Consider the following 23327-nt stretch of genomic DNA (forward strand, 5'->3'; position numbering starts at 1 on the left):
TGTGACGCTTTCTGGCGGATTCTCCTCTGCTAGGCCCTTGTCGGTCTGCATTTCGGTCTGAAATAAACAGATAAATTGATTGTGTCATAAATCGTGTTATCTGAATGAAATGCTTTAGTGGTGTGGAACCTCTACACAGATGCGACGCTGGCTGACGATAATGCTCGCAAGTATCCTCCTTAGCTCCGAAAGGGCAGTTGGTGCTCTCCATCTCCCCGACAGGCGCCTTTGCAGAGTTCTTGCGTAACCTCGAGTTCGCTCGCCAGATGGTGAAGAGTGGCCGGTACATGGCGGGACTGGAGGTCGGCTCCTTCGATGTCGAGGACATTTACCGGGCCGTCTGGGTCCAGGCGGTGTCCGCCGTGGACCGTTGGGTGCACGAGGAGATCTACGACCGAGCCGTGTACTTCGCTCAGGTTCATGAGGCGGCCAAGCCGCGCCGATTCCGCGACTTCGAGATCCCCATGGAGGTGCACGACGCACTCAGTCTCGGTACTGAGTCCGCCGAGCAAGTCTTCCGGGAACATCTCAAGAAGAAGCTAGGGTGGCAAGCATTTCAGAGTCCCGACAAGATCAAGCCGGCGCTGGCGCTAATCAGCGATGTCGAGCTTTGGGACGCGGTAGCTGCCACCCTCACCAGCGTGAATTCGAACGGCGAGCGGCTTTCAGCTCGGGACGTGAAAGATGAACTCTCCGAGATTGTCCGTCGTCGCAATCGGATCTCTCACGAAGCCGACCGTGATCCCGACAATCCTAGAGACAAGACCCCGATCTCCGCAGATCGTGTTGAACATGTGATTGAGCGCGTCGAACTGCTGGTGCGGGCGATGCTATTGGCGATCGGTGACGTCGATCGTTCCGTACTGCCGAAGGGAGGCCGACGCAGCACCTTCGTCAAGATCGAGCAACAGGATCGCGCGCACCGCTTCGAGAGTCTGCTCTCCCAACACCAGGCCGAGGCATCCTCGGTGCTGTTGCTACTCAAAGACTGGACAGGACTCGGCGGATGGATCGCCTACGGTGCACACGAGGAGACTTCCTGTGTCCCAGTCTTCAGCGGTGCGGACACCGATCACTGGGCAATCGCGATCTATCCGGTCACAGGCATCTTCGTGACCTTCGACCGCCTCGCCCAACAGCCCCCGTTCGACGACGAAGACCTACGCACAGGGCTACTCGACCGGCTGAACCGGATCCCCGGAGTGGCATTGCCCGAAGACGGTTTGGAACGTCGGGCAGCTTTCCCGATCAGTGCGCTGCGAGGACAGGGAGTGGCCCGCCTGTGGGATGCGCTTATCTGGTTCGTGGAACAGATTCCTGGTGGCCGTAAGGACGAGCGGGAGTTCTCTAATGAGTGATGTGATCCTCGAGGACCCGATCCTCAACTCTCCCTACAACGAGCCCACGCGGCACTTTCGGTTCGGAAACGACGGAATCACCAACGAGATCATCGAACGTCGGCGCCCCAGTTCGTACTTCATGCCTGTCCCCAGGTCGCGCAAGAACGGACAGCAGATGGAGATCCCGGAGCTGTCCGCCGACCGAATCGAGCCAAACACCCAGGTCAACGAGATCCGCACTCGTGTCGAGGTGTGGCGGAGACGCGGCTATCCCAATGTCACCGCGACCACTCGCAAGCTGCTGGAGTACTGGACGAACCCAGGTCGTGACAATCCCATCCTCTTCTGTCAGCGGGAGGCTGCCGAGACTGCGATTTACATCGCTGAGGCCGCAGTCAAGGATGGTCAGACCTGGATTCGCAACTATCTCAACGACCAGAACTTTGAGCACAACGACGGACTTCCTCGGGTCGCGCTGAAGATGGCGACAGGCTCGGGCAAGACCGTGGTGATGGCGATGCTGATCGCCTGGCAGACGTTGAACTACGCGGCCGGAGAGAAACGCGGGCAGTACGCTCGCCGGTTCTTGGTGGTGACGCCGGGTATCACGATCAAAGATCGCCTTCGCGTGCTGCTTCCGGAGAGCGACGATAACTACTACAAGCAGCGTGATCTGGTTCCTGCCGATCTGTGGAACGCACTGCGGCAGGCAAGAATCGTCATCACCAATTTCCACGCTTTCCAGCCACGCGAGACCAGACAGGGCCGGGAAGCGTCGAAGATCACGAAAGAAGTGGCAGCCGGCGGTGCTGGACGCCCTAGTCCCTTCCAGGAGAGTTGGAGCCAGGTGGTCAGCCGTGTGTGCCGAGAACTTGGCGGCACGTCCGGCATCGTGGTGCTGAACGACGAGGCTCACCACTGCTATCGAGGCAAACAGCACGCTCCCGAACGCGACGCGCAGACCGAGTGGAGTCTGAAAGGCGAGGCCAAGAAGGAAGCAGAGAACCGCAACCGGCAGGCGCGGATCTGGTTCCGAGGGTTACGCGCTATTCAGAAAAAGCTTGGCGTCAAGACGGTGTATGACTTATCGGCAACCCCATTCTTCCTCGCGGGTTCGGGCTACCAAGAGGGCACCCTCTTCCCGTGGGTGGCCAGCGACTTCTCGCTTATCGACGCGATCGAAGCAGGAATCGTCAAGATTCCGCGGCTACCGGTGGACGACGACCGCCGCTCGCCAACTGTCACCTACCTTAACCTCTGGTCGGAGATCAAGGACGGACTGAGCAAACGCGGACGCAAGGCGCAGGGGGGAATGTCTCCAGACCATATGCCGATAGCCTTGGAAGGGGCTTTGCACAGTCTGTACGATTCCTATAGCAGGGCGTTCACCAGGTGGAACAGCTCCGAGGCCGCTGCCCACGGAGAGCCCCCGCCGGTCTTTATCGTCGTATGCAACAACACGACCACTTCCAAGATGGTCTACGACTGGATCTCCGGCTGGGAGAAGCAGATTAACGACACGTCGGTCTTAGTGCCCGGCAAGCTGGAGCTCTTCTCGAACGTGGAGAACAGTCAGTGGCGCGACATACCGTACTCGATTCTGGTCGACTCGGAGGTTCTGGAATCCGGTGAACCGCTGCCCGCGGAGTTCAAGAAGGCAGCGAAGCACGAGATCGAGGATTTCAAGGCCGAATACGGTGCCCGCTATCCCGGCCGTGCTGTCGATGACATCGATGATGCGACCATTTTGCGCGAGGTCATGAACACTGTCGGCAAGAAGGGCAAGCTCGGGGAGCATATCCGGTGCGTGGTCAGTGTCTCCATGCTGAGCGAGGGCTGGGACGCCAATACCGTCACTCACATTCTGGGGGTGCGCGCCTTCGGTACGCAGCTGTTGTGTGAGCAGGTGGTTGGGCGCGGGTTGCGACGTCGTTCGTACGCCACCGACGAACGTGGTCTCTTCACACCTGAATACGCCGACGTATACGGGGTCCCCTTCCAATTCATCCCCACGGTCTCTCCGACCCAAGACCTCACTCGCAAACCGTCCACCCGTGTCCACTCCGAGCGGGAACGGGAGAGCGCAAAGATCGCCTATCCGAGGCTGATCGGCTACCGCATCGAGCTCCCCGACGCGCCACTGGTCTGGTCCTTCGGACAGGAGGCCCGTTACGTGGTGGACAAGCGCCATGTGCCAACCCGCACTGAGACAGCCGGTGTGGTGGGCCAGAGCGACGAGCACACGCTGGAGGACTTGGAACGCATGCGTTTCCAGCAGGTCGCTTTCCGGCTGGCCAAGCGAGTGGTGGAGACCAAGCTCTCAGACACCGACAACCCAAAGCCCTGGTATTTTCCACAGGCGCTGCGTTGCGTGAAGGAGTGGCTGAAGGAGTGCGTCACCTATCGCGACGAGACGTTCCCGGGGCTGTTGACGCTGGCACAGAACGCCGAGGACGCGGTGGAACGCATCTGGAACGCAATCATGCGCCAGCAAGGGCTTTCCGACCGACCCGAACCGTGGGTGGTACCGATCTTCCGCCCCTTCGATCCGGTTGGTTCGACCACGGAAGTCGACTTCTTCACCACTAAGCACATCTGGGCTACTGCCGAGGACAAATGCCACGTCAACTTCGTCGTCCTCGATGGGCCAGACGGCAACACCTGGGAGCAAACCGTCGCCGAGGCCCTCGAACGCCTGCCTCAGGTCGCGGCCTACGTGAAGAACGATCACCTCGGCTTCTCCATCCCCTACTCATTCCACGGAGTCAACCGACAGTACGTGCCTGATTTCCTGGTGCGCCTGACAGACCGGGATGACGGTGTACCGCGGACCTTGATCGTTGAGATGTCAGGCGGACGCAAGAACGCCGGGGAGACTCTCGCGAAAGCCTCGGCTGCAGCCAACCTGTGGGTGCCTGCCATCAATAACCACGGTGCACATGGTCTGTGGGACTACTGCGAACTCCATGAGCCGAGCACGGTGGAGACGCAGCTCACCGCCGTACTTACAGCACTCCACGATCGCGCACCCGGACAACGCCTCCCCCGCCCGCCCGCCCGCGTATCCCCCGAGGAACGCCAAGCATCCGGCCCTGCTGCGTGACTATCGATCGTTCCGCCAGAGAGGAAGGACCTCAGGCGATGGCGCCGAACAAGAGCACCGGTCCGAAGCCCGTCGAGGCGATCGAACACGATGACAAGCGGCTCAACATCCCTCCAGCCGAGGCCGGCGAACTGGTTGACCAAGAGAAGGCGCAAACCACGTCACTCCGATGGCCACGCGACCCCTCCCTGGACCCACAGCTTGTGTGGCGGGGCAAGGACAAAACCGATGTGGACGACCTAATCGTCGATGCGCCGCCCATCTACATCCAGGAGAAGATCGACCCTAGGGTGCTGGTTGACAACCTCCGTCGTGCCCCCACTCGGCAGGATGAGACAGAGGAGCTAACAGTCTTCAATACCGAAGAGTTCGACGGACTCAGCGGCTATGACTCTGTCGAGTACTACGAGCACCCGGCCAACTGGTCTAATCGCATGATCCTGGGAGACTCGCTCCAGGTCATGGGTTCCCTGGCCGAGAAGGAGGACCTGCGCGGCAAGGTCCAGATGATCTACTTTGATCCGCCGTACGGGATCAAGTTCGGTTCCAACTGGCAGGTCTCCACACGCAGTAACAAGGTATCCGACGGCAAGCTTGAGGACACCACCCGCGAGGTCGAACAGATCAAAGCGTTCCGCGATACGTGGGAGCTGGGTATCCACTCGTACCTTTCGTACCTACGGGATCGCCTCACGGTCGCACACGACCTGTTGACAGAGTCCGGTTCAGTCTTCGTTCAGATTGGAGATGAGAACGTCCACGTCGTCCGGGCCCTGGTTGACGAAATTTTCGGTTCGGAGAACTTCGTTTCGATGATTACAGTTCAAAAATCAAGTGGGGCGGGAAGTTTTGCTGGCGGAACGAATGTACTCGCAGCCGTAAACGACTACATACTCTGGTATGCGGTAAATCTTCAACAGGTTAAATACCGCCAATTGTTTCACATGAAATCCATGGGTGGAGCTGGTTCAAGCCTCTACACACATGTGGAACTCCCAACTGGAGAACGTCGTCCACTCACGGCTCATGAGAAGGCGTCTGGAATCATTCCACCAGATTCTCGGCTGTGTGGCGTCGATAATCTCACCAGCCAAACCACTCGCGTGGGGCAAACCACAGTATTCCCCGTGATGCTGCAAGACGGCTTGCAGGTCTTTCCCCTTAAGGGAGGCTGGAAGACCAACCGCGAAGGCATGGCTCGCTTAATGCTCGCAGGGCGGGTTGTTCGGGCCGGAAGCTCGGCAAGGATACCTACGGTACATGGATGACTTCCCAGCTTTTCCGATCGTCAACATGTGGACAGATACAATGGGGCAAAATCAATTCAGAGGGGAAAAGCTGTATGTTGTTCAGACCGCGAACAGGATCATTGAACGCTGCGTTTTAATGACGACAGACCCCGGCGACTTGGTGCTCGATCCAACATGTGGATCTGGAACAACGGCATACGTGGCAGAGCAGTGGGGACGCCGCTGGATTACGATTGACACCTCGCGCGTTGCGCTCGCACTTGCACGTCAGCGAGTCATGAGCTCCCAGTACCCGTCATACTTACTTGCAGACTCTCCAGAAGGACGTAAAAAGGAGCGGGAGCTCACCGGCAAAGCGGAACAGAACAACGACTCAGCACGTCGTGATATACGCAAGGGTTTCGTCTATCAGCGAATCCCCCACATTACATTGAAGTCCATTGCAAATAACCCCGACCTGAGGGAAGGGATGTCTAGAGAAGAAATAAGCGCTGCCGTAAGCCGAAGCGCTGAGTTTGAAATTCTTTACGACCGGCCTTACGAGGATAAGAATAAGGTGCGAGTGGCAGGCCGCTTCACAGTGGAAAGCCTCTCACCTCATCGAAATATCGCTATGGGTGCGCAAAGCTCCGCCACCGAGAAAGCGGGCGACGAGTCGACGGACAACCCATCGTTTGAGCAGACAATCATCGACAACCTGCGAACTTCGGGTGTGCAGAATGGACTGAAGAACGAACGGCTGCTGTTTGCTTTTCTGGAGTCGCATGCCGGTCGGTACATCCAAGCGTTTGGTGAGCCGAAGGAAACTGAGAAGCTCGGACCTGAACGGATAGCGGTGAGTATCGGCCCTCAATACGGGACTGTGGATGCGGAGTGGGTAAAGGCTGCGGCCCGCGAGGCGTTGAAGGGCGCCGGTGCGCAGATGCTGCTTGTGTGTGCGTTCGCGTTCGATCCGCAGGCAGTGCCAGCCGCCAAAGAGTTCGAGCCGAGTAAGCCAGATGACTTCGCATCAGTTGCTGCCGAGCGCAGGCTTGGCAAGCTGCCGATCCAGTTCGTGCGCATGAACTCCGACCTGGTTATGGGCGATGTGCTGCTCAAGAAGAGTAAGAACGCCAACCTCTTCATGGTCTTCGGCGAGCCGGACATCGAGGTCGAGAAAATCGGCGGCGATCGGCTCGTCGTTGAGATCCGGGGCATGGACGTTTACAACCCCTCGACAGGCGAGGTGAAGGCCAGTGGCACGGACGACATCGCGCTATGGATGATTGACACCGATTACACCGGTGAGGCCTTCTTCGTTCGGCACTGCTACTTCACCGGTGGCCAAGATCCGTACAAGAGGCTGAGACGTTCACTCCGTGCCGAAATCGACGCCGATACCTGGGCTTCGCTGTACTCGACCCGTTCCCGCCCGTTCCCTGAGCCGGAGTCGGGCAGGATCGCAGTGAAAGTCATCAACCACTACGGGGACGAGGTCATCCAAGTCTATGAGGCTTGAACTCGTTCAGGCTGCCATGGCGGTTGGGCGCGTCGGCGGTACTGGCCGCGACCGGCCGGAGAGCCGCAGCGCGGCCAGCAACCGCCGAACGTGCGGCGGATCGCCGCAGGCGAACCGCCCTTGATAAAGTGGAGAGAAGTTGCTTTCTGATCGGACCGTAGCTGTGTCTGGTGGTTTGAGCTACTTGCCGTGAGGCTGGGCGCTGTTCCAGATGTGGTTGAAGCTGGTGATGTAGGTGGTTGCTGGCCCTAGGTCGTCAGTGCGGGTGAGGTGCATGACGGGGGCGTTGGCTGCTGGCGTGCCGTAGGCGTGAGCGTTGACGAGCAGTTCGTCGTCGGCACGGTACATGGAGTTGTAGAGGACTGTGCGATGTAGCCGAGCCTCGACGCCGTGGACGTTCACAAGCGGCTGGTACAACGTGAGCGCGTTTTTGATCCTGGCTGCCATCACCCCGGCACCGATCCCCTCGTCAGTCCCCCGTACGGCGACTTCCGGCCCGTCGGGGTCGCCCAGAAGGAGGCGAACCTTGACGCCGGCCTCGGCTCTCTTGGTGAGGGTGTTGAGGATTGCTGAGTCTTCGGCCAGAAACAGGGCGCTGTAGGCGAGGATGTCGATCTCCTCGCACGCATCGTCGAAGTGGTTGCGCCACACGGTCTGGGGGACGGCCCAGCGGTGGGGGTAGATCGCCTGTATGCCGTTGGCGAGGGCCTGGTGGCGTGGGGCGGCTTCGGGCCAGAGGTCGGCCTCGTCGACGTCGAGGAGGTCGGCGACGGCCCAGCGGTGGCGGGGGTAGGGGGTGCGGCCGTTGAGCCATCGGGTGACGGTTTTGGGGTCGACGGCGAGGGCGGCGGCGACGTCGGTGGTGTTGAGCCGGGCGGCGGCCAGTGCGTAGCGGAGGTTGTTGTTCATGACCGGTCTGTTCCTCTCGCAGAACGACCCTGCTCTGCGACGTTAGCATCAGACGTCCCTAGACGTCCCTAAGTTGTGGTGTTCCCGCCCCCGGCTGCGGGGCGAACCTCGACGCACACGAGGAACCACACGGGACGTCAGGGAGGCAGAGGGTGCAGACGAGCAAGTCCATCAGAGAGCAGCAACGGGTCTACGCGGAGCGGCTGCTGGTCGCGTTGGGCGAGCAGTTGGCCGTGCGGGGTGTCACGCATGTGTTGGTGATCACGCAGGATGGGCGGCCGGCCTTGGACGTGACTGACAGCCGGTGCCGGATGCGGCGGGTGTTCGTGCACCTGCCGTTCTGCTGGTTCTACTGGGGTGACCAGCACGACGAGCGCGTGTCGTTCCTGCAGATGGCCCCTGCGGTGGACCGGATCGAGCAGGCCGCACGCAAGGGGTGGCGTGAGGGCGAGCAGGGTGACCTGAGCGTCGACTTGAACAAGATGCTTGATGCCTACCGCGGCTGATCCGGTTGCGACGGGGCGGTGGCTGACCGGCGGGCGGGTCTATACCCAGGTCGCTGATCGGCTGCGGGAGCGGATCCGGGCGGGCGAGTTCGCGCCGGGCGGGGTGCTGCCGTCGGAGGCGGAGCTGTGCCGGGTGTTCGGGGTGGCGCGGAACACGGTACGGCGTGGCCTGGCCCTCCTGGAGGAGGAGGGCTTGCTGGTCACGGTCCCGTCCAAGGGGCGGGTGGTGGTCGGGGACGGCCCGGCCGCCTCGTACCGGTATCAGGTGATCGCTGCTCGGTTGCGTGAGCAGATCGAGTGCGGGGATCTCGCGCCCGGTGCGGCGCTGCCCAGTGAGACGGAGTTGCAGCGGCAGTTCGGGGTGTCGCGGACCACCGTGCGGCAGGCGCTGGCCGTGCTGGAGGTCGAAGGGCTGGTGGTGGTGGAGCATGGCCGGGGGCGGTTCGTCCGGTAGGGAACGCCGGTGAACAAGGACGTCCCAAGACGTCTAACCTTGCCCCCTGCTCCGCTTATGTCCCCGATGCCTATCGTGAGCCCCGTGGGACATAGCGAATGGGCATATGGCCTGGCCAAGGACCTGCTGGAGACGACGTTGCCCCGGCGATGGGCACACACTCAGGGGGTTGCCGAGCGGGCCGAATCTCTGGCCTCGGTCCTGGGGGCGGATGCTGACACGTTGCTGGCGGCTTGTCTGCTGCATGACATCGGCTACGCGCCGGACCTGGTCGACACTGGGATGCATCAGCTCGACGGCGCCCGTTACCTGCGTGACGTGGCCGGGGCGGATGAGCGGTTGTGCCGACTGGTGGCCTACCACTCGTGTGCGGACAACGAGGCTCGGCAGCGGGAGCTGTTCGACGTGCTGGTCAAGGAGTTCGAGCAGGAACGGCCGGACCTGGCGCGGGCTCTGACGTACTGCGACATGACCACCGGCCCGGACGGCCGGCACCTGGATGTGCTGGACCGGCTGGCCGAGATCCATTCCCGGTACGGGCCTGAACATGTGGTGAGCCGGTCGATCACGGACGCGACGCCGTGCATCGTGTCGTCGGTGCGGTCGGTGGAGGCCTTGCTATCCGATGTGCGGCAGGCCGACGCCGGCTAGGTAGTGCTCGATCCGCATCCGCATCGACCGGTCCATCGGCAGCGACGTGACCTCTTGGCGGGGCACCCAGTGGACTTCTCGGGACTCCTCGCTCGGGGTCGGCTGGCCGCCGGTGGCGCTGGCGGTCAGGACGATGGAGAACTCTTGGCGGGCCTCGCCGTTGCTGGTGTAGAGGATGACGTGGCGGGGGTCGCTGTAGGTACCGACCAGGCCGGTGATCTCACACGTGATCCCGGTCTCCTCCAACGTCTCGCGGACGGCCGCCTCCGGGATGGACTCTCCCAGGTCGATCGCGCCTCCGGGCACGGCCCAGTTGTCGTTGTCGGTCCGGCGGATCATCAGCAGGTCGCCAGCCGGGTTGGTGACGATGACGTTGACGGACGGGACCAGGCTGTTCGGGGCGGGTGCGTCGAGGTCGTCGTAGAAGTCGATCCGCTTGGCCACCGGTCACGCCTCCACCGGGACGGCCCCAGCCCAGATCTTCTCGAAGCTGTCGGCGTAGGTGGTGACCATCTCCCCGCCGGCCACTCTGCGCAGATGTAGGACGGGGGCGTTGCCGGCGCGGGTGCCGAACACGTGCATGTTGACCAGATAGTCGTCGTCGGCCTGGTAAATCGAGTTGTACAGGATCGTCTGGTGCAGCCGGATCTCGAAGTTGTCCAGCCCGAGCAGCGGCCGGTAGAAGACCAAGACGCTGCGGATCTGCGCGGCCATGCTGTCCCCGACGCCTTCGTCGGCTCCGCGCTGGGCGACTTGGGCGCAGTCGGGGTCGCCCAGCAGGATCCGCACCCGTACCCCCGCCCGCGCCTTCTCTCCCAGTAGGCGGACCATGGCGGCGTCGTCGGCGAGGAACAGGCCGCTGTAGACCAGGACGCCGATGTCGTCGGACGCGGCGGTGAACAGACGTCCCCACGCGTCCCGGGGCACGGCCCAGCGGTGCGGGTAGATCGCCAGGACTTCGCTCTCGGAGGCGGCGACGACCTGTTCGCGGGAGAGGGCCTGCGGCCACAGGTAGGTCTCGTCCACGCCCAGGTAGGAAGCGGTGGCGAAGCGGTGTTTACGGTACGGCTCGCGGCCTTTGGTGATCCAGCGTTCGACGGTTTTGGGGTCGACCTCGATCGCCTCGGCCAGGTCCGCGACGCTCACGCCTTTCTGCAGCAGGGCTGCGCGTAGCCGTTCGTTCGCCATTCCACCTGCTCCCAAGGACGTCCGGGGACCTGGCCATCGTAGGCCGGACGTCTTGAACATGTCCCGTCGTGTAGTGATCTCGTCCTGACGTTGCGTCGCATTCTCGTTTGCACAACGCCACAACGGCACCAACCGAAGGAGGGGATGCAGCCATGAACAACGAGATCACCATCCCGGGCGAGACGCCCTCGTGCGAGTGCGGCAACGCCCTGGGACACGGCCAGGTCCGATGCTCCAAGTGCCTGGCCCGCAGCCGGTGGGCGCGCAAGGAGCGGGCCCGCAACCGGCGTAACCGGCGTCGCAACGATAACCGGCGTCCTCCGCGCGATCCTCGCGGGCTGGCGCAGGCGGGGGTGACGTGGTCATGACCGCGATTCCGCTGATCGTCGCCGGGGTGCTCGGCGTCGCCCTGCTGGCAGGGTACGTGGCGGTGCTAGTCGGCATCCGCCGGGAGGACAGGCGCCTCAGTCTGCGTCAGGCGCCGGACGGGGCGGCGGCGTCGCTGGCCCGCAAGGTCACCGGCTGCTACGCCCGGGGCGGCGTGTCGTGGACGTAGCCAACTGCTCCTCCACCTTGGCCAGCCGGGCCGACAGGTCCTGGACAGTGGCGCGCAGCTCGGCCACCTCGCCGGCGGTGGCGCCGCCGCCGGCCGGTGGGGGTTGCTCGGTGGTGTCGCGGACGAACACGCCCTTGCCCTGCTGGCCGATCACCAGGCCCTCGGTGCGCAGGACGCCGACGGCGAGCTTCACCACCGACAGGGACGCGTCGTACTGCTCGGCGAGCCGGGTGGTGGACGGCAGCGGCGCGCCGGGCGCCAGGGACCCGCCGCGGATCTGCGCGCGCAGGTCGTCGGCGATCTGGAGGTAGCCGGGGCGTCCGGTGTTCTTGACCATCGCCCCTCTATCTCACCACGAATGTTCGACCTGGCCAACCGAGGGAACATTGACAACCGAGCCAACTAGGTTAACTATGTTGCTCACGACGAAAGAGGAGGTCACCGCCCATGCGTTCCGTCCCGATCCCCGTGGATGTCAGCAAACTCGCCATCACCTGCGTCAAAGCCCCGCGTCCGCGCGTGCTCAACCGCGACACCGGCGAGATCAAGACCGACAAGAACGGCAACACCGTCTACGAAGTCACCGTCTCGGTCGAGGACGAGTTCGGCCGCATCGAACTCGTCAAGATCGGCATCACCGGCGAACCACCCATCACCGTCGGCGACCAGGTCAACGCCGTCGGCCTGCTCGGCTACGTCTGGGAGATCGCCGGCCGATGGGGCATCGCCTACCGCGCCAACGCCCTGCTCCCGGTACGGGAGGCCACCGATGCGTGACGCGCTGGACGCGCTCGCAGTCCTCGCAGTCCTGGCCGCCCTCGCGGCCGGGCTGTGGGCCTGGCGCCGCTACCACTACCGCTCGTTCTGGCTCGCGGTCGGCTTCCCGCTCATCGCCCTGTCCGTACGAACCTCGTGGCGGAGGGTAGCGCTGGGGTGCGGGCTGACCAAGAAGCGGCAACGCTGGTGGTTCACCACCGTCCCCGGCGCGATCGCCTCCACCGGCCTGGTCAAAGTACGCCGCCGCTTCCAGCGGGTCGCTGTCGACACCAAACCGTTCATGTGGCTGCCCCTGCCGACCCGGCACGGCTGGCGCGTCACCCTGCACACCCTCGAAGGCCAGACCCCCGGCGACTACGCCGACGCCGCCGAACGCCTGGCCCACTCCTGGGGCGTGCACGCCGTACGCGTCTCCTCACCCCGGCCCGGCCGCGTCGTGCTCATGGCCACCATGCGCGACCCGCTCATCAAAGTCGACCACCTCCCGCCCTCACCTGACCTGCTCAAGGTCACCGTTGGACGGCTGGAAACCGGACAGCCGTGGGTGATCGACTTCCGCACCGTGCCGCACTGGCTCAACGCCGGAGCCACCCAGTCCGGCAAGTCCAACCTCGCCAACGCCCTCATCGTCGGCCTCGCTCCACAGCCCGTGGCGCTGGTCGGCTTCGACCTCAAAGGCGGAGTCGAGTTCACCCCATACGCGCCCCGGCTGTCAGCGCTGGCCACCTCGCGGACGGAGTCCGTCGACCTGCTGTCCGACCTGGTCGACCTGATGATCGACCGCATGGGCTTGTGTCGCCAGGCCGCCGCCCGCAACATCTGGCAACTCCCGCCCGCCATCCGCCCCGTCCCAGTCGTCGTCCTGGTCGACGAGCTCGCAGAGCTGTACCTGATGGCCGACAAGTCCGAGAAAGAAGAGATCGCCAAAACCTCCACCGCACTCCTGCGGGTCGCCCAACTCGGGCGGGCGTTCGGCATCTACCTGTTCTGCTGCGGACAGCGCATCGGTTCCGACCTCGGGCCCGGCGTCACCGCCCTGCGCGCGCAGTGCTCGGGCCGGATCTGCCACCGCGTCAACGACCCCGAAACCGCGACCATGACGCTCGGCGACCTCGACCCCGCCGCCCTGGTCTCCGCGCGGGCCATCGCCGCTGAGACACCGGGAGTGGCGATCGTCGCCGGACAGGACGGCCAGTGGTACCGGGCCCGCTCCTTCTACGTCACCGAAGCCACCGCCGAACACGCCGCCCGCACCCACGCCCACCTCACCCCGTCCTGGGACGAGATCACTGCCCACGTCACCGAGCCCGTCAACGCCTGAACCATGAAGGGAGGAACGATGCGACGCTTCGCCTGCCGACCGCTCGACACCGGCCCGGTCCTGGTCCTGGCCGTCATCGCGGGTGCCGGATCGTTCACCCATATCCGCGACACCGCCACCCAGCACGGCCAGACCGGCTGGATGTCCTGGGCCGTCGCCGTCTGCATCGACCTCACCTGCGTCATGGCCGCCCGCGAACGCCAACGCGACAAGAAGCACCACCGCACCCGGCGCGGCCCCGTCTCCTGGCCCGTCCTCGTCCTGACCGGCGGCATCGCCCTGTCCCTGGCCGCCAACCTCGCCCAAGCCACACCGACCGTCTGGGGCTGGATCACCGCCGCCACCCCGGCCGCCGCCTTCCTCATCGCCATATCCATGCTCGAACGCCGCACCACCCACGCCCAGCCCGAGCCCTCTACCGTCCCGGCCGCCTCGTCCTCGACCGTCCTGACCCCGTCCCCGGCCCCGCAACTCGTCCCGCACCACGCCCAGGACGAGGACGACGCCCAAGACGAACGGGACGGCGACCTCGCACCCGCCCTCGTCGACTACGCCCGCCGCGTCGCCGACGACCACCACACCAAACACGGCCGCCCCATCACCCGCGACGCCCTACGCGCCCACCTCGGCGTGTCCAACCAACTCGCCTCCGACCTCCTGCGCACCCTGCGCACCGCCTGAGAAGGGAGAACCCGACCGATGACCCACGACCACCGCACCGCCCTCATCAACGGCCTGCTCGACCTGGTCGCCTTCCTCGAAACCCACCCCGACCTACCCGTCCCGCCCAGCGTCACCGTCCACCACTTCCCCCGCCAGGACAGCGACGACGACCAGCGCGCCGAGATCGACCAACTCGCCGCCCTCCTCGGCACGAACACCAACCAGGAAGACGCCTCACGCGACCACTACGCCACCTCACGCATGTTCGGCCCGATCGAATACCGCGCCGTCGCCATCCTGGCCGCCGCCCGCGCCCGCTACGACGCCGAAACCAGCTACCGCGGCTGCATCCAACCCGACCCGACGCCCGCCACCTGACCAGGAGAACGACCCATGCGCATCCGCATCGACGGCACCCGAGCCGAAATCATCGACGCCCTGTTCCGCCTACGCCTGCACTTCACCATCCAGGCCGTCTCACGCGCCTACCCCGACCGCGCCCACCCCCACCACTGGCGCGTCTACCTCACCACCCGCACACGAGAAAGGAGCTAACCCGTGCCCGAAACCCTGCCGGTGATCCACTACCGCTGCTGCACCTGCGGCGGCACCGGCATCGCCCCGGACAACGCCCGCTGCGCCGACTGCGACGGCACCGGCATCGACAACCACGGCGCATAGCGCAGCGCCCCCGGCCTGGCCGCACATCCGCCAAGACGAACGCCAGGTCGGGGGCCATCCCCATCACCCGAACGAGTGAAAGGAGGTCTCCATCTTGCCTGCAACCCACACCAACGCGCACGCCATCACCGGCATGATCAAGCGCCTCAACCGGCACGACTACGACCGCTGGGCCAGCCAGGTCCGCCACACCGGCGGCTGCCGCCAGCCCATCCACCTCCGTGGCAAGGTCGACCACTACGACCAAGCCACCGGCAGACTCCTGCACCGCTACACCACCCGCAGCGAACCCGACGGCGTCCTACGCGTCCCGTGCAAGACCCGCCGCGCCACCCGCTGCCCCGCCTGTGCCGAGACCTACCGCGCCGACACCTACCACCTCATCCGCGCCGGCCTCATCGGCGGCAAAGGCGTACCCGAGACCGTGACCAGCCACCCGACGCTGTTCGTCACCCTGACCGCCCCGTCCTTCGGCGCGGTCCACACCCGCCGCGAGCACGGCGGCAAGGTGCAGCCCTGCCATGCCCGCCGCAACGCCACCGCCTGCCCGCACGGCCGCATCCTGTCCTGTACCGAACGCCACAGCAAGGACGACCCGCGCCTCGGCGAACCGCTCTGCCCGGACTGCTACGACTACACCAGCAGCGTCCTGTTTAACGCACTCGCGCCGCTGCTGTGGAAACGCTTCGCCGACTCCCTACGCCGCCACCTCGCCAAACTCGGCGGCCTGCCCCTCAAGGAGCTGCGCCACCACCTGACCCTCTCCTTCGCCAAGGTCGCCGAATACCAACGGCGCGGCGTCGTCCACTTCCACGCCGTCATCCGCCTCGACGGCCCCGGCGGACCCACCGCACCACCACCGGCCTGGGCCACCACCGACACCCTGACCCAAGCCATCCACCACGCCGCCCAAGCCATCTCCGCCACCGCACCCGCCCACGAGGGCCAGCCCGAACGCGTCCTACGCTGGGGCGACCAGCTCGACATCCGCCCCATCACCCTGAACGGCGACCTCACCGAACAAGCCGTCGCCGGCTACATCGCCAAGTACGCCACCAAAGCAGCCGAATGCGTCGGCACCCTCGACCGCCGCATCAACCCCCTCGAAGACCTGATCGCTTACAACCTGCGCGACCACGCCCGCCGCCTCATCACCACCTGCCTACACCTCGGCACCCAACCCGAGCTGGCGGAACTCCGCCTCGCCGACTGGGCGCACATGCTCGGTTTCCGCGGCCACTTCTCCACCCGCTCCCGCCACTACTCCACCACCCTCGGCGACATCCGAGCAGCACGAGAACACCACGCCCGCGACACCGACATCACCACCGGCCGTCTCCCTCTCTTCGACGAAGACACCGTCCTCGTCATCAGCACATGGGAGTACGCAGGCAAGGGCCACTCTCTCGGCGACCACCTCCTCGCCACTGCCATCGCCGGAGGGTGTCTATGAACACCCTCGCCAAGCTCTGGACCGTGGAGGACGTTGCCACCTTCCTCGGTGTTCCGGTCGCGACGCTCTACCAATGGCGACACCACCGCACCGGCCCCAGAGGCCACAGAATCGGCCGACACCTGCGCTACGTGCCTGAGGACGTCATGTCCTGGGTTCAGGACCAGGAGTAGCGCATGGCCTTCGTTAAGGACCTGTGGACAAAGACGGTCCGCACCCCCGACGGCAAGCCCCGCAAGGTCAAGACCGCGCGCCATGGCAAGGGCAAGCGCTGGCTCGCCGTCTGGGTGGATCCTGACGGCAACGAGCGCTCGGCCGCGTACGACCGCAAGGCCGACGCCGAGCGCAAGATCGCCACCATGGGCGCTGACATCGCCCGAGGCGACTACATCGACCCGAACGCCGGCAAGGTGCTTTTCGCAGACTTCGCCGAACGCTGGCTTGCCTCCCGTCTCGTCGACCCGTCGACCAAGATCCGATACGAGTACATCCACCGCCTTCACGTCGCGCCGGCCTTCGCCAAACGCCAGGTGAAGAGCATCAAGCCGTCCCAGATCCAGTCCTGGATCAGTGACCTGAGCAGCCGCTTCGAGACCTCGACCGTACAGACGGCCTTTCTGGTCCTTCAGGGCATCCTCGACCTGGCTGTGGCCGACGAGGCGATCAAGCGCAGTCCCGCCAAGTCGCCGATCGTCCAGGTGCCGAAGCGCACCGCCGCAGAGATCACGGCGTGGTCGGACGAACGGGTTCACTCCCTCATCGACGCTCACCCTGCCCTTTTCCGCCTGCTCCCCATGCTCGGGGCCGCATGCGGATTGCGACAGGGCGAACTCTTCGGCCTGGCCCTCGAAGACATCGACTTCGAGGAGCGCATTCTCCGCGTGCGGCGGCAGATCAAGAAACTTGGAGCCGACCACGTCTTCGCTCTGCCGAAGAACGACCGTGAGCGCGTCGTACCGCTGCCCGACTGGGGGGCCGAGGCCATCAAGCGCCACGTCTCGACCTATCCCCCGCTGGCCTGCTCTCTGCCCTGGGAGAAGCTGGACGGCAAGCTCCGTACGCACCACCTGCTGTTCCGCTGGACGGACGATCGCTTCATCAAGGCCAGAAGCTACAGCGAAACCGTCTGGAAGCCCGCTCTCGTGGCCGCGGGCGTGATCCCGGCACCGGACAAGGACCCTCGGCAACGGAGCCGCTACGCCACCTCTCGCAAGGAAGGGCTCCACCAACTCCGGCACTACTACGCGAGCGTCATGCTGGCCGACGGTGTGTCGGTCAAGGAGCTCGCCGAGTACCTGGGCCACGCGGACCCGGGCTTCACCCTCCGCGTGTACGCCCACATGATGCCCGGCTCCCACGACCGTGCCCGCAGGGCGATCGACGACCGCCTGTTCCGTCCGCGCGGCATCTCTCACGGAACAGGCACGGAACAGTGATCGTCTAGCCCTCGACCGCAACACGACGCGCCCCGCCTCCGCAAACCGAGAGGCGGGATTTTCGCATGTGCAGGGACTACTTCAAGAGCTGCCGGGCCATCACCATGCGCTGGATCTGGTTGGTGCCCTCGTAGATCTGGGTGATCTTGGCGTCGCGCATCATGCGCTCCACCGGGAAGTCCTTCGTGTAGCCGTACCCGCCCAGCAGTTGCACCGCGTCCGTCGTGATCTCCATGGCGGCGTCCGAGGCGGCGCACTTGGCGGCGCTCGACAGGAAGGTGAGGTCTTTCTGGGGTTCGCCGTGCATGGCCCGCTCCGACTTCGCCGCCGCGTGGTACGTGAGCTGCCGGGCCGCCTCAAGTTTCATGGCCATGTCGGCGATCATGAACTGCAGGCCCTGGAAGTCGGCCACGGGCCGGCCGAACTGCTTGCGTTCCTTGACGTAGCCGATCGCGTAGTCGAGGGCTCCCTGGGCGATGCCGAGGGCCTGGGCGGCGATGGTGATGCGGGTGTGGTCGAGGGTGGCGAGGGCGGTTTTGAAGCCGGTGCCTGGGTCTCCGATCATGCGGCTGGCCGGAATGCGTACGTCGTCCAGGATCACCTGGCGGGTGGGTGAGCCCTTGATGCCGAGTTTCTTCTCCTTGGGCCCGAAGGAGACGCCTTCGTCGGACTTTTCGACCACGAAGGCGGAGATGCCGCGCGCCCCTGCGGACGGGTCGGTGACCGCCATGACCGTGTAGTACTCGGAGACGCCGGCGTTCGTGATCCACATCTTGGTGCCGTTGAGCACGTACGCGTCGCCGTCCGCGACCGCGCGGGTCTTCATGGCGGCCGCGTCCGAGCCCGCCTCCGGCTCCGAAAGCGCGTACGAGAACATGGCCTCCCCCCGGGCGACGGGCGCCAGGTAGCGGGATTTCAGCTCCTCGGACGCCGAGAGCAGCAGCGGGACGGTGCCCAGCTTGTTGACCGCGGGGATCAGGGAGGACGACGCGCACGCGCGGGCGACCTCCTCGATGACGATCACCGTGGCCAGCGCGTCCGCCCCCGCGCCGCCGTACTGTTCGGGGACGTGAACGGCGTGCAGGTCGGCCGCGACGAGCGCCTTGTAGACGTCCCAGGAGAACTCCTCGGTCTCGTCGGCCTCGGCGGCGTGCGGAGCGATCTTCTCGTCGGCCAGGGCGCGGACGGTCTCCCTGAGCATGTCGTGTTCCTCGGCGGGCGCGTAAAGAGGGAAGCTCATGCGACGAATACTAGGACGTCCGACCATCTTGTTACCAGCGGGTACGGTTTGCAAAAGGGAGGAGGTGGCACGAAGGAGATAGCGCGGGCCGGTAACATGCCTCAGCGATCGAAAGGAGCTCTCTCGTGCCATATCGCCTCACGGTGATCGGGACTGGATACCTGGGGATCACCCATGCGGCGTGCATGGCCGATCTCGGATACGACGTCCTGGGCCTCGACATCGACGCCGACAAGATCAACCGGCTCAGCAACGGGCAGCTCCCCATCCACGAACCCGGGCTCGAAGAGGTGCTCCACCGCGGGCTCGAGTCCGGCCGCCTGCGCTTCACCTCCTCCTTCGAAGAGGTCGCCGCCTTCGGCGACGTGCACTTCCTCTGCGTCGGCACCCCGCAGAAGCGCGGCGAGTACGCCGCGGACGTCTCCTACGCGGACAGCGCCATCGAGTCCCTGGCCCCGCTCCTTGACCGGGAATGCCTGGTGGTGGGCAAGTCCACCGTGCCCGTCGGCACCGCCGAGCGGCTGGCCGACAAGCTCACCCGGCTCGCCCCCGCGGGCACCGAGGCCGAGCTGGCCTGGAACCCCGAGTTTCTGCGGGAGGGTTTCGCGGTCAAGGACACGCTCCACCCCGACCGCATCGTGCTCGGCGTGCGCAGCGAGCGGGCGGAGAAGGTGCTGCGCGAGGTGTACGAACCGCTCGGCGAGATCCCGTTCGTGGTGACGGACTACGCGACGTCCGAGCTGGTCAAGACGGCCGCGAACGCCTTCCTCGCCACCAAGATCTCCTTCATCAACGCCATGGCCGAGGTCTGCGAGGCCGCCCACGCCGACGTCAAGCAGTTGTCCGAGGCGCTGTCGTACGACGACAGGATCGGCGGGCGCTATCTCAACGCCGGGCTCGGCTTCGGCGGCGGCTGCCTGCCCAAGGACATCAGGGCCTTCATGGCGCGGGCCGGCGAGCTGGGCGCGGACCAGGCGCTGACGTTCCTGCGCGAGGTGGACGACATCAACATGCGCCGGCGGGCCCGCATGGTCGACCTGGCAAGGGAGCTGGCGGGCGGCTCGTTCCACGGCTGCACCGTGGGCGTGCTGGGCGCCGCGTTCAAGCCCAACTCCGACGACATCCGCGACTCCCCCGCGCTCAACGTCGCCGTGACCATCGGCCAGCAGGGCGGACGGGTCACCATCTACGACCCGATCGCGCTCGACAACGCTCGTAAGGCTCATCCCGAGCTCAACTACGGCGATTCCGCCGTCGAGGCGGTGCGCGGGGCGCACGTGGTCCTGCTGCTCACGGAGTGGCAGGAGTTCCTGGAGCTCGACCCCGAGCAGCTGGGGGCGGTGGTCGCCACCCGGCGCATCGTCGACGGCCGCAACTGCCTCAACCCCGAGTCGTGGCGCTCGGCCGGCTGGCACTACCGCGCCCTGGGCCGCCCGTGAGTCATCGCAGGTGGAGCACCCACTGGGTGGTCAGCGGGCGATAACCGCGGCGCGCCCAGAACGGCGTGGACAGCGGGTTGGGCAGCGCGTGGTGGAGCATCATGGACGCCACTCCGCGCGCCGACGCATGGCGATGGGCCACGTCGACGAGCGCCGCGCCCACGCCGTGACTCCGCCAGGCCGGCTCGACGTACATGACCCCGAGGTAAGCCACGGGCGAGTCACGCACGTCCTTGCCGATCCAGCGGGAGCGGTCCGGCGGCTGGACGATGACGCAGCCCAGCGGCCGGCCGCCCGTCGCGGCGACCCAGCACCACTCCAGCGGCAGCACCTCCGCCGCCACGAGTTCCTTGATCCGTGCCGTCGTCGAGCCGCGCAGGGCCACCCAGCCGAACTGCGCGTCGTAGGCCACCAGCCGCTCGTACATCCGCACGATGGCCTCCGCGTCATCCGCGGTGGCCCGGTGGACGGCGGGCGCGCCCACCCCGCGCTCGCCGGGCGGGCGGACGGCGAGCGTGTTCGCCGAGCGCTCGCCGGGCGGCCTGGCAGCGGGCGTGTTCGCCGAGCGCTCGCCGAGCCGGCGGACGGCGGCCACGGAGATGGGCGCGAACCCCCGCACGGCCAGAGCCCTGACCGGCGCGGTGTCCCTGCTCGGCCACGACACGGCCAGCGCCTGCCCGGGGCCGGGATCGGGTAACCCCGCCATCCACCGGTCGAGCAGCCCGCCCAGCGCGGCCTCGGGGTCGGGGCCGCCGACGCGGGCCTGGAGCCGGTGGACGACCAGCGGTGACCAGGAGGCCCGCAGGTCGTCCGGGTTGATGCGGTCGACGGAGGCCAGACCCGCGGCGTCGCGGGTCTCGAGCCGCACCCCGCCCGCGCCGGGCAGCTCGTCGTGGCCTGCGACCAGCGGGTCGGCCGCCCGCACCCGGGCGGCATGGCCCCTGATCACGTTGTCCATCCACGGCACCCTAGCCGTACGGCCAGGCCCGTGGGAGCGCTTTCCAGGGCGTCCGCGCCTGGGTCAGAGCTCGGCGGCCTCGGCCCGCAACCGCTCGCCCTTGGCGTACGCCTGCTCCTTCAGCCGCGCCTGGAACTCCTCCATGCGCGCCCGCAGCCCGGCGTCGGAGGCGGCGAGAACGCGTACGGCCAGCAGCCCCGCGTTGCGGGCGCCGCCGACGGCCACGGTGGCCACCGGCACCCCGGCCGGCATCTGGACGATCGACAGCAGGGAGTCGAGCCCGTCGAGGTGTTTGAGCGGCACCGGCACCCCGATCACCGGCAGCGGCGTCACGGAGGCCAGCATGCCGGGCAGGTGGGCGGCACCGCCTGCGCCGGCGATGATCACCTGGAGGCCGCGGGAGGCGGCCTGGCGGCCGTAGTCGATCATCTCGACCGGCATGCGGTGGGCCGACACCACGTCGGCCTCGAACGTCACCCCGAACTCGGCGACCGCTTCGGCGGCGGCCTTCATGACGGGCCAGTCGGAGTCGCTGCCCATGACGATGCCGACGCGCGCCGCGGGCGAAGTCATGTGTACTCCCCGGTGGTGAGGTAGACGGCGGCGTGGCGGGCGCGGGCGCGCACCTGGTCGAGGTTGGAGCCGAGGGCCGTCACGTGGCCGATCTTGCGGCCCGGACGCACCTCCTTGCCGTAGAAGTGCAGCTTGATGCCCGGATCGTGGGCGAGCACGTGCTCGTAGCGCTTGAACAGGCCGGGGTCGTCGCCGCCGAGCAGGTTGGCCATGACGACGACGGGCGCGGTCATCGTGGGCGAGCCGAGCGGCAGGTCGAGCACCGCCCTCAGGTGCTGCTCGAACTGCGAGGTCCTGGCGCCCTCGATCGTCCAGTGGCCGCTGTTGTGCGGTCGCATGGCCAGCTCGTTGACCACCAGCCCCTGCGCGGTCTCGAACAGCTCCACCGCCAGCAGCCCCGTCACCCCCAGCTCGTGGGCGATCTTCAGGCCGATGCGCTGGGCCTGGGCGGCGTCTTCGGGGTCGAGCCCGGGCGCGGGGGCCAGCACCTCGACGCAGATGCCGTCCTCCTGCACGGTCTCCACGACCGGGTAGCTGACGCCCTGCCCGTGCGGCGAGCGGGCCACCAGCACCGCCAGCTCCCGCTCGAACGGCACGAACGCCTCGGCCATCAGCTCGACGCCGGACGCGAGGGCCTCCGCGACGTCCGCGGCAGACCTGCACACCCACACGCCGCGGCCGTCGTAGCCGCCGCGCACGGCCTTCAGCACCATCGGCCAGCCGTGCTCGCCGGCGAAGCGCTCGGCGTCGGCGGCCGTGCCGACCCTGGCCCAGGCCGGGCAGGGCACGCCGATCGCGGTCAGCCGCTCGCGCATGACCGCTTTGTCCTGGGCGTGCACGAGGGCGTCGGCCCCCGGGTGCACGGTGTGGCCGTCGGCGACCAGGGCCCTGATGTGCTCGGTGGGCACGTGCTCGTGGTCGAACGTGATCGCGGCGCAGCCCTTGGCGAACGCGCGGAGGTCGCCGAGATCGCGATAGTCTCCGACCCGCGTGTCGGGGATCACCCGGGCGGCGCTCTCGTCGGGGGCCGCGGCCAGCACCCGCAGTTCGACGCCGAGCGCGATGGCGGGCGGCTGCGTCATCCGGGCGAGCTGGCCGGCGCCGACGATGCCCACGACCGGTCCGATAGGGCTGTAGGAACTCACGCCAGGTGAGCTTACCGGGACGGAACGACTTCCCTGACGGGCGACCCTTCCAGATCATGGCAGGTTAGCGGGCTTGGCGGGGGTTAGGACGTTTTCACGATGAACGTTCCTTTGCGCGGTATGTTCATCTGTCTGACACCGGGCCTACACGGTGGCCGGTACGCTGAGTTGGTCAGGCTCGACGAA

27 protein-coding genes are annotated in these 23327 nt (G+C 66.1%); 19 read left to right on the forward strand and 8 right to left on the reverse strand.

All coding sequences use genetic code 11. The features are described from left to right. Positions 1-200: 200 nt before the first annotated feature. Genes ACZ6SA_RS08315 through ACZ6SA_RS08330 form a run of 4 tightly spaced genes read left to right on the forward strand, consistent with a single transcriptional unit; the run spans position 201 to position 7191 of the window. Positions 201-1358 (forward strand): hypothetical protein, encoded by a 1158-nt coding sequence (locus ACZ6SA_RS08315; protein ID WP_465827183.1) that lies wholly within the window; start codon positions 201-203, stop codon positions 1356-1358. Beyond that, positions 1351-4443 carry a BPTD_3080 family restriction endonuclease gene (locus ACZ6SA_RS08320; RefSeq protein ID WP_465827184.1) on the forward strand — a complete coding sequence of 1031 codons (3093 nt, stop codon included), beginning with the start codon at positions 1351-1353 and terminating at the stop codon, positions 4441-4443. Before ACZ6SA_RS08315 ends, ACZ6SA_RS08320 begins: the two co-directional genes overlap by 8 nt. A 38-nt stretch (positions 4444-4481) precedes the next feature. After that, positions 4482-5711: a DNA methyltransferase gene (locus ACZ6SA_RS08325; RefSeq protein WP_465827186.1), complete on the forward strand. Its 1230-nt coding sequence runs from the start codon at positions 4482-4484 to the stop codon at positions 5709-5711. Continuing rightward, a complete protein-coding gene (locus ACZ6SA_RS08330) occupies positions 5704-7191 on the forward strand; it encodes a DNA methyltransferase (RefSeq protein ID WP_465827187.1) in 1488 nt (495 codons plus the stop codon). The genes ACZ6SA_RS08325 and ACZ6SA_RS08330 overlap by 8 nt, the downstream gene beginning before the upstream one ends. 180 nt (positions 7192-7371) lie before the next feature. On the opposite strand, the gene ACZ6SA_RS08335 is transcribed toward ACZ6SA_RS08330, so the two are convergent. Next, positions 7372-8100 (reverse strand): XRE family transcriptional regulator, encoded by a 729-nt coding sequence (locus ACZ6SA_RS08335; protein WP_465827188.1) that lies wholly within the window; start codon positions 8098-8100, stop codon positions 7372-7374. Positions 8101-8252: 152 nt separating this feature from the next. On the opposite strand from ACZ6SA_RS08335, the gene ACZ6SA_RS08340 reads away from it, so the two are divergent. The 3 genes from ACZ6SA_RS08340 (at position 8253) to ACZ6SA_RS08350 (ending at position 9711) form a co-directional block, all read left to right on the forward strand. Beyond that, positions 8253-8606 carry a hypothetical protein gene (locus ACZ6SA_RS08340; protein WP_465827190.1) on the forward strand — a complete coding sequence of 118 codons (354 nt, stop codon included), beginning with the start codon at positions 8253-8255 and terminating at the stop codon, positions 8604-8606. Continuing rightward, the gene (locus ACZ6SA_RS08345; RefSeq protein ID WP_465827191.1) at positions 8590-9060 is read left to right on the forward strand and encodes a GntR family transcriptional regulator; all 471 of its coding nucleotides are present in this window, start codon (positions 8590-8592) and stop codon (positions 9058-9060) included. Before ACZ6SA_RS08340 ends, ACZ6SA_RS08345 begins: the two co-directional genes overlap by 17 nt. 84 nt (positions 9061-9144) lie before the next feature. Then, a complete protein-coding gene (locus tag ACZ6SA_RS08350) occupies positions 9145-9711 on the forward strand; it encodes an HD domain-containing protein (RefSeq protein WP_465827193.1) in 567 nt (188 codons plus the stop codon). Here ACZ6SA_RS08350 and ACZ6SA_RS08355 read toward each other — a convergent pair. Continuing rightward, positions 9679-10155, reverse strand: a complete 477-nt coding sequence (locus ACZ6SA_RS08355; RefSeq protein WP_465827194.1) for an NUDIX hydrolase — start codon at positions 10153-10155, stop codon at positions 9679-9681. The two genes, ACZ6SA_RS08350 and ACZ6SA_RS08355, sit on opposite strands and share 33 nt — an antisense overlap. A gap of 3 nt (positions 10156-10158) precedes the next feature. Beyond that, the gene (locus ACZ6SA_RS08360) at positions 10159-10899 is read right to left on the reverse strand and encodes an XRE family transcriptional regulator (protein ID WP_465827196.1); all 741 of its coding nucleotides are present in this window, start codon (positions 10897-10899) and stop codon (positions 10159-10161) included. A gap of 152 nt (positions 10900-11051) precedes the next feature. On the opposite strand from ACZ6SA_RS08360, the gene ACZ6SA_RS08365 reads away from it, so the two are divergent. Next, on the forward strand, positions 11052-11267 hold the full coding sequence (locus tag ACZ6SA_RS08365; protein WP_465827197.1) for a hypothetical protein: 216 nt from the start codon (positions 11052-11054) through the stop codon (positions 11265-11267). Next, positions 11264-11455 carry a hypothetical protein gene (locus tag ACZ6SA_RS08370; RefSeq protein WP_465827199.1) on the forward strand — a complete coding sequence of 64 codons (192 nt, stop codon included), beginning with the start codon at positions 11264-11266 and terminating at the stop codon, positions 11453-11455. Before ACZ6SA_RS08365 ends, ACZ6SA_RS08370 begins: the two co-directional genes overlap by 4 nt. Here ACZ6SA_RS08370 and ACZ6SA_RS08375 read toward each other — a convergent pair. Continuing rightward, positions 11415-11792 carry a GntR family transcriptional regulator gene (locus tag ACZ6SA_RS08375; protein WP_465827200.1) on the reverse strand — a complete coding sequence of 126 codons (378 nt, stop codon included), beginning with the start codon at positions 11790-11792 and terminating at the stop codon, positions 11415-11417. The two genes, ACZ6SA_RS08370 and ACZ6SA_RS08375, sit on opposite strands and share 41 nt — an antisense overlap. Positions 11793-11902: 110 nt before the next feature. Here ACZ6SA_RS08375 and ACZ6SA_RS08380 point away from each other — a divergent pair, with 110 nt between their 5' ends. The 9 genes from ACZ6SA_RS08380 to ACZ6SA_RS08420 all read left to right on the forward strand — a co-directional run bounded on the left by ACZ6SA_RS08380 (position 11903) and on the right by ACZ6SA_RS08420 (position 17786). Beyond that, a complete protein-coding gene (locus ACZ6SA_RS08380; RefSeq protein WP_465827201.1) occupies positions 11903-12232 on the forward strand; it encodes an SCO3933 family regulatory protein in 330 nt (109 codons plus the stop codon). Continuing rightward, positions 12225-13553: an FtsK/SpoIIIE domain-containing protein gene (locus ACZ6SA_RS08385; RefSeq protein ID WP_465827203.1), complete on the forward strand. Its 1329-nt coding sequence runs from the start codon at positions 12225-12227 to the stop codon at positions 13551-13553. Before ACZ6SA_RS08380 ends, ACZ6SA_RS08385 begins: the two co-directional genes overlap by 8 nt. A gap of 18 nt (positions 13554-13571) precedes the next feature. Continuing rightward, a complete protein-coding gene (locus ACZ6SA_RS08390; RefSeq protein ID WP_465827204.1) occupies positions 13572-14234 on the forward strand; it encodes a DUF2637 domain-containing protein in 663 nt (220 codons plus the stop codon). 18 nt (positions 14235-14252) lie between these two features. Further along, positions 14253-14594, forward strand: coding sequence for a hypothetical protein (locus ACZ6SA_RS08395; RefSeq protein ID WP_465827205.1), 342 nt, complete (start codon positions 14253-14255; stop codon positions 14592-14594). 15 nt (positions 14595-14609) lie between these two features. Next, positions 14610-14771 carry a hypothetical protein gene (locus ACZ6SA_RS08400; protein WP_465827207.1) on the forward strand — a complete coding sequence of 54 codons (162 nt, stop codon included), beginning with the start codon at positions 14610-14612 and terminating at the stop codon, positions 14769-14771. 3 nt (positions 14772-14774) lie between these two features. Beyond that, entirely contained in the window at positions 14775-14897 is a 123-nt protein-coding gene (locus ACZ6SA_RS08405) for a hypothetical protein (protein WP_465827208.1), read from the forward strand. A 133-nt stretch (positions 14898-15030) separates the two neighbouring features. Next, a complete protein-coding gene (locus ACZ6SA_RS08410; RefSeq protein WP_465827436.1) occupies positions 15031-16350 on the forward strand; it encodes a replication initiator in 1320 nt (439 codons plus the stop codon). After that, positions 16347-16523 (forward strand): helix-turn-helix transcriptional regulator, encoded by a 177-nt coding sequence (locus tag ACZ6SA_RS08415; RefSeq protein WP_465827209.1) that lies wholly within the window; start codon positions 16347-16349, stop codon positions 16521-16523. The genes ACZ6SA_RS08410 and ACZ6SA_RS08415 overlap by 4 nt, the downstream gene beginning before the upstream one ends. A 3-nt stretch (positions 16524-16526) precedes the next feature. Continuing rightward, entirely contained in the window at positions 16527-17786 is a 1260-nt protein-coding gene (locus ACZ6SA_RS08420) for a tyrosine-type recombinase/integrase (RefSeq protein WP_465827211.1), read from the forward strand. A gap of 76 nt (positions 17787-17862) precedes the next feature. On the opposite strand, the gene ACZ6SA_RS08425 is transcribed toward ACZ6SA_RS08420, so the two are convergent. Continuing rightward, positions 17863-19026, reverse strand: a complete 1164-nt coding sequence (locus tag ACZ6SA_RS08425) for an acyl-CoA dehydrogenase family protein (RefSeq protein WP_443152949.1) — start codon at positions 19024-19026, stop codon at positions 17863-17865. Between the two features lie 125 nt (positions 19027-19151). Here ACZ6SA_RS08425 and ACZ6SA_RS08430 point away from each other — a divergent pair, with 125 nt between their 5' ends. Then, positions 19152-20465 (forward strand): UDP-glucose dehydrogenase family protein, encoded by a 1314-nt coding sequence (locus ACZ6SA_RS08430; protein WP_347643163.1) that lies wholly within the window; start codon positions 19152-19154, stop codon positions 20463-20465. A gap of 1 nt (position 20466) precedes the next feature. Here the strand turns inward: ACZ6SA_RS08430 and ACZ6SA_RS08435 are convergent, their stop codons facing one another. The 3 genes from ACZ6SA_RS08435 to ACZ6SA_RS08445 form a co-directional block, all read right to left on the reverse strand. Next, complete coding sequence (locus ACZ6SA_RS08435; RefSeq protein WP_465827212.1) at positions 20467-21423, reverse strand: GNAT family N-acetyltransferase; 957 nt, start codon at positions 21421-21423, stop codon at positions 20467-20469. A 63-nt stretch (positions 21424-21486) separates the two neighbouring features. Continuing rightward, positions 21487-21996, reverse strand: a complete 510-nt coding sequence (gene purE, locus ACZ6SA_RS08440; protein ID WP_465827214.1) for a 5-(carboxyamino)imidazole ribonucleotide mutase — start codon at positions 21994-21996, stop codon at positions 21487-21489. Next, complete coding sequence (locus tag ACZ6SA_RS08445) at positions 21993-23141, reverse strand: 5-(carboxyamino)imidazole ribonucleotide synthase (protein ID WP_465827215.1); 1149 nt, start codon at positions 23139-23141, stop codon at positions 21993-21995. Before ACZ6SA_RS08445 ends, purE begins: the two co-directional genes overlap by 4 nt. Positions 23142-23327: the final 186 nt, after the last annotated feature.

This window comes from Nonomuraea sp. NPDC049378, from assembly GCF_055586745.1.

Bases quoted from the DNA above. Each gene is read 5' to 3' on its own strand.
- ACZ6SA_RS08320 (WP_465827184.1), top strand. From the start codon at position 1,351: ATGAGTGATGTGATCCTCGAGGACCCGATCCTCAACTCTCCCTACAAC.
- ACZ6SA_RS08390 (WP_465827204.1), top strand. From the start codon at position 13,572: ATGCGACGCTTCGCCTGCCGACCGCTCGACACCGGCCCGGTCCTGGTC.
- ACZ6SA_RS08335 (WP_465827188.1), bottom strand. From the start codon at position 8,100: ATGAACAACAACCTCCGCTACGCACTGGCCGCCGCCCGGCTCAACACC.
- ACZ6SA_RS08325 (WP_465827186.1), top strand. From the start codon at position 4,482: ATGGCGCCGAACAAGAGCACCGGTCCGAAGCCCGTCGAGGCGATCGAA.
- purE (WP_465827214.1), bottom strand. From the start codon at position 21,996: ATGACTTCGCCCGCGGCGCGCGTCGGCATCGTCATGGGCAGCGACTCC.
- ACZ6SA_RS08410 (WP_465827436.1), top strand. From the start codon at position 15,031: ATGATCAAGCGCCTCAACCGGCACGACTACGACCGCTGGGCCAGCCAG.
- ACZ6SA_RS08345 (WP_465827191.1), top strand. From the start codon at position 8,590: ATGCCTACCGCGGCTGATCCGGTTGCGACGGGGCGGTGGCTGACCGGC.
- ACZ6SA_RS08435 (WP_465827212.1), bottom strand. From the start codon at position 21,423: ATGGACAACGTGATCAGGGGCCATGCCGCCCGGGTGCGGGCGGCCGAC.
- ACZ6SA_RS08375 (WP_465827200.1), bottom strand. From the start codon at position 11,792: ATGGTCAAGAACACCGGACGCCCCGGCTACCTCCAGATCGCCGACGAC.
- ACZ6SA_RS08380 (WP_465827201.1), top strand. From the start codon at position 11,903: ATGCGTTCCGTCCCGATCCCCGTGGATGTCAGCAAACTCGCCATCACC.
- ACZ6SA_RS08415 (WP_465827209.1), top strand. From the start codon at position 16,347: ATGAACACCCTCGCCAAGCTCTGGACCGTGGAGGACGTTGCCACCTTC.
- ACZ6SA_RS08425 (WP_443152949.1), bottom strand. From the start codon at position 19,026: ATGAGCTTCCCTCTTTACGCGCCCGCCGAGGAACACGACATGCTCAGG.
- ACZ6SA_RS08385 (WP_465827203.1), top strand. From the start codon at position 12,225: ATGCGTGACGCGCTGGACGCGCTCGCAGTCCTCGCAGTCCTGGCCGCC.
- ACZ6SA_RS08395 (WP_465827205.1), top strand. From the start codon at position 14,253: ATGACCCACGACCACCGCACCGCCCTCATCAACGGCCTGCTCGACCTG.
- ACZ6SA_RS08420 (WP_465827211.1), top strand. From the start codon at position 16,527: ATGGCCTTCGTTAAGGACCTGTGGACAAAGACGGTCCGCACCCCCGAC.
- ACZ6SA_RS08360 (WP_465827196.1), bottom strand. From the start codon at position 10,899: ATGGCGAACGAACGGCTACGCGCAGCCCTGCTGCAGAAAGGCGTGAGC.
- ACZ6SA_RS08365 (WP_465827197.1), top strand. From the start codon at position 11,052: ATGAACAACGAGATCACCATCCCGGGCGAGACGCCCTCGTGCGAGTGC.
- ACZ6SA_RS08370 (WP_465827199.1), top strand. From the start codon at position 11,264: ATGACCGCGATTCCGCTGATCGTCGCCGGGGTGCTCGGCGTCGCCCTG.
- ACZ6SA_RS08330 (WP_465827187.1), top strand. From the start codon at position 5,704: ATGGATGACTTCCCAGCTTTTCCGATCGTCAACATGTGGACAGATACA.
- ACZ6SA_RS08400 (WP_465827207.1), top strand. From the start codon at position 14,610: ATGCGCATCCGCATCGACGGCACCCGAGCCGAAATCATCGACGCCCTG.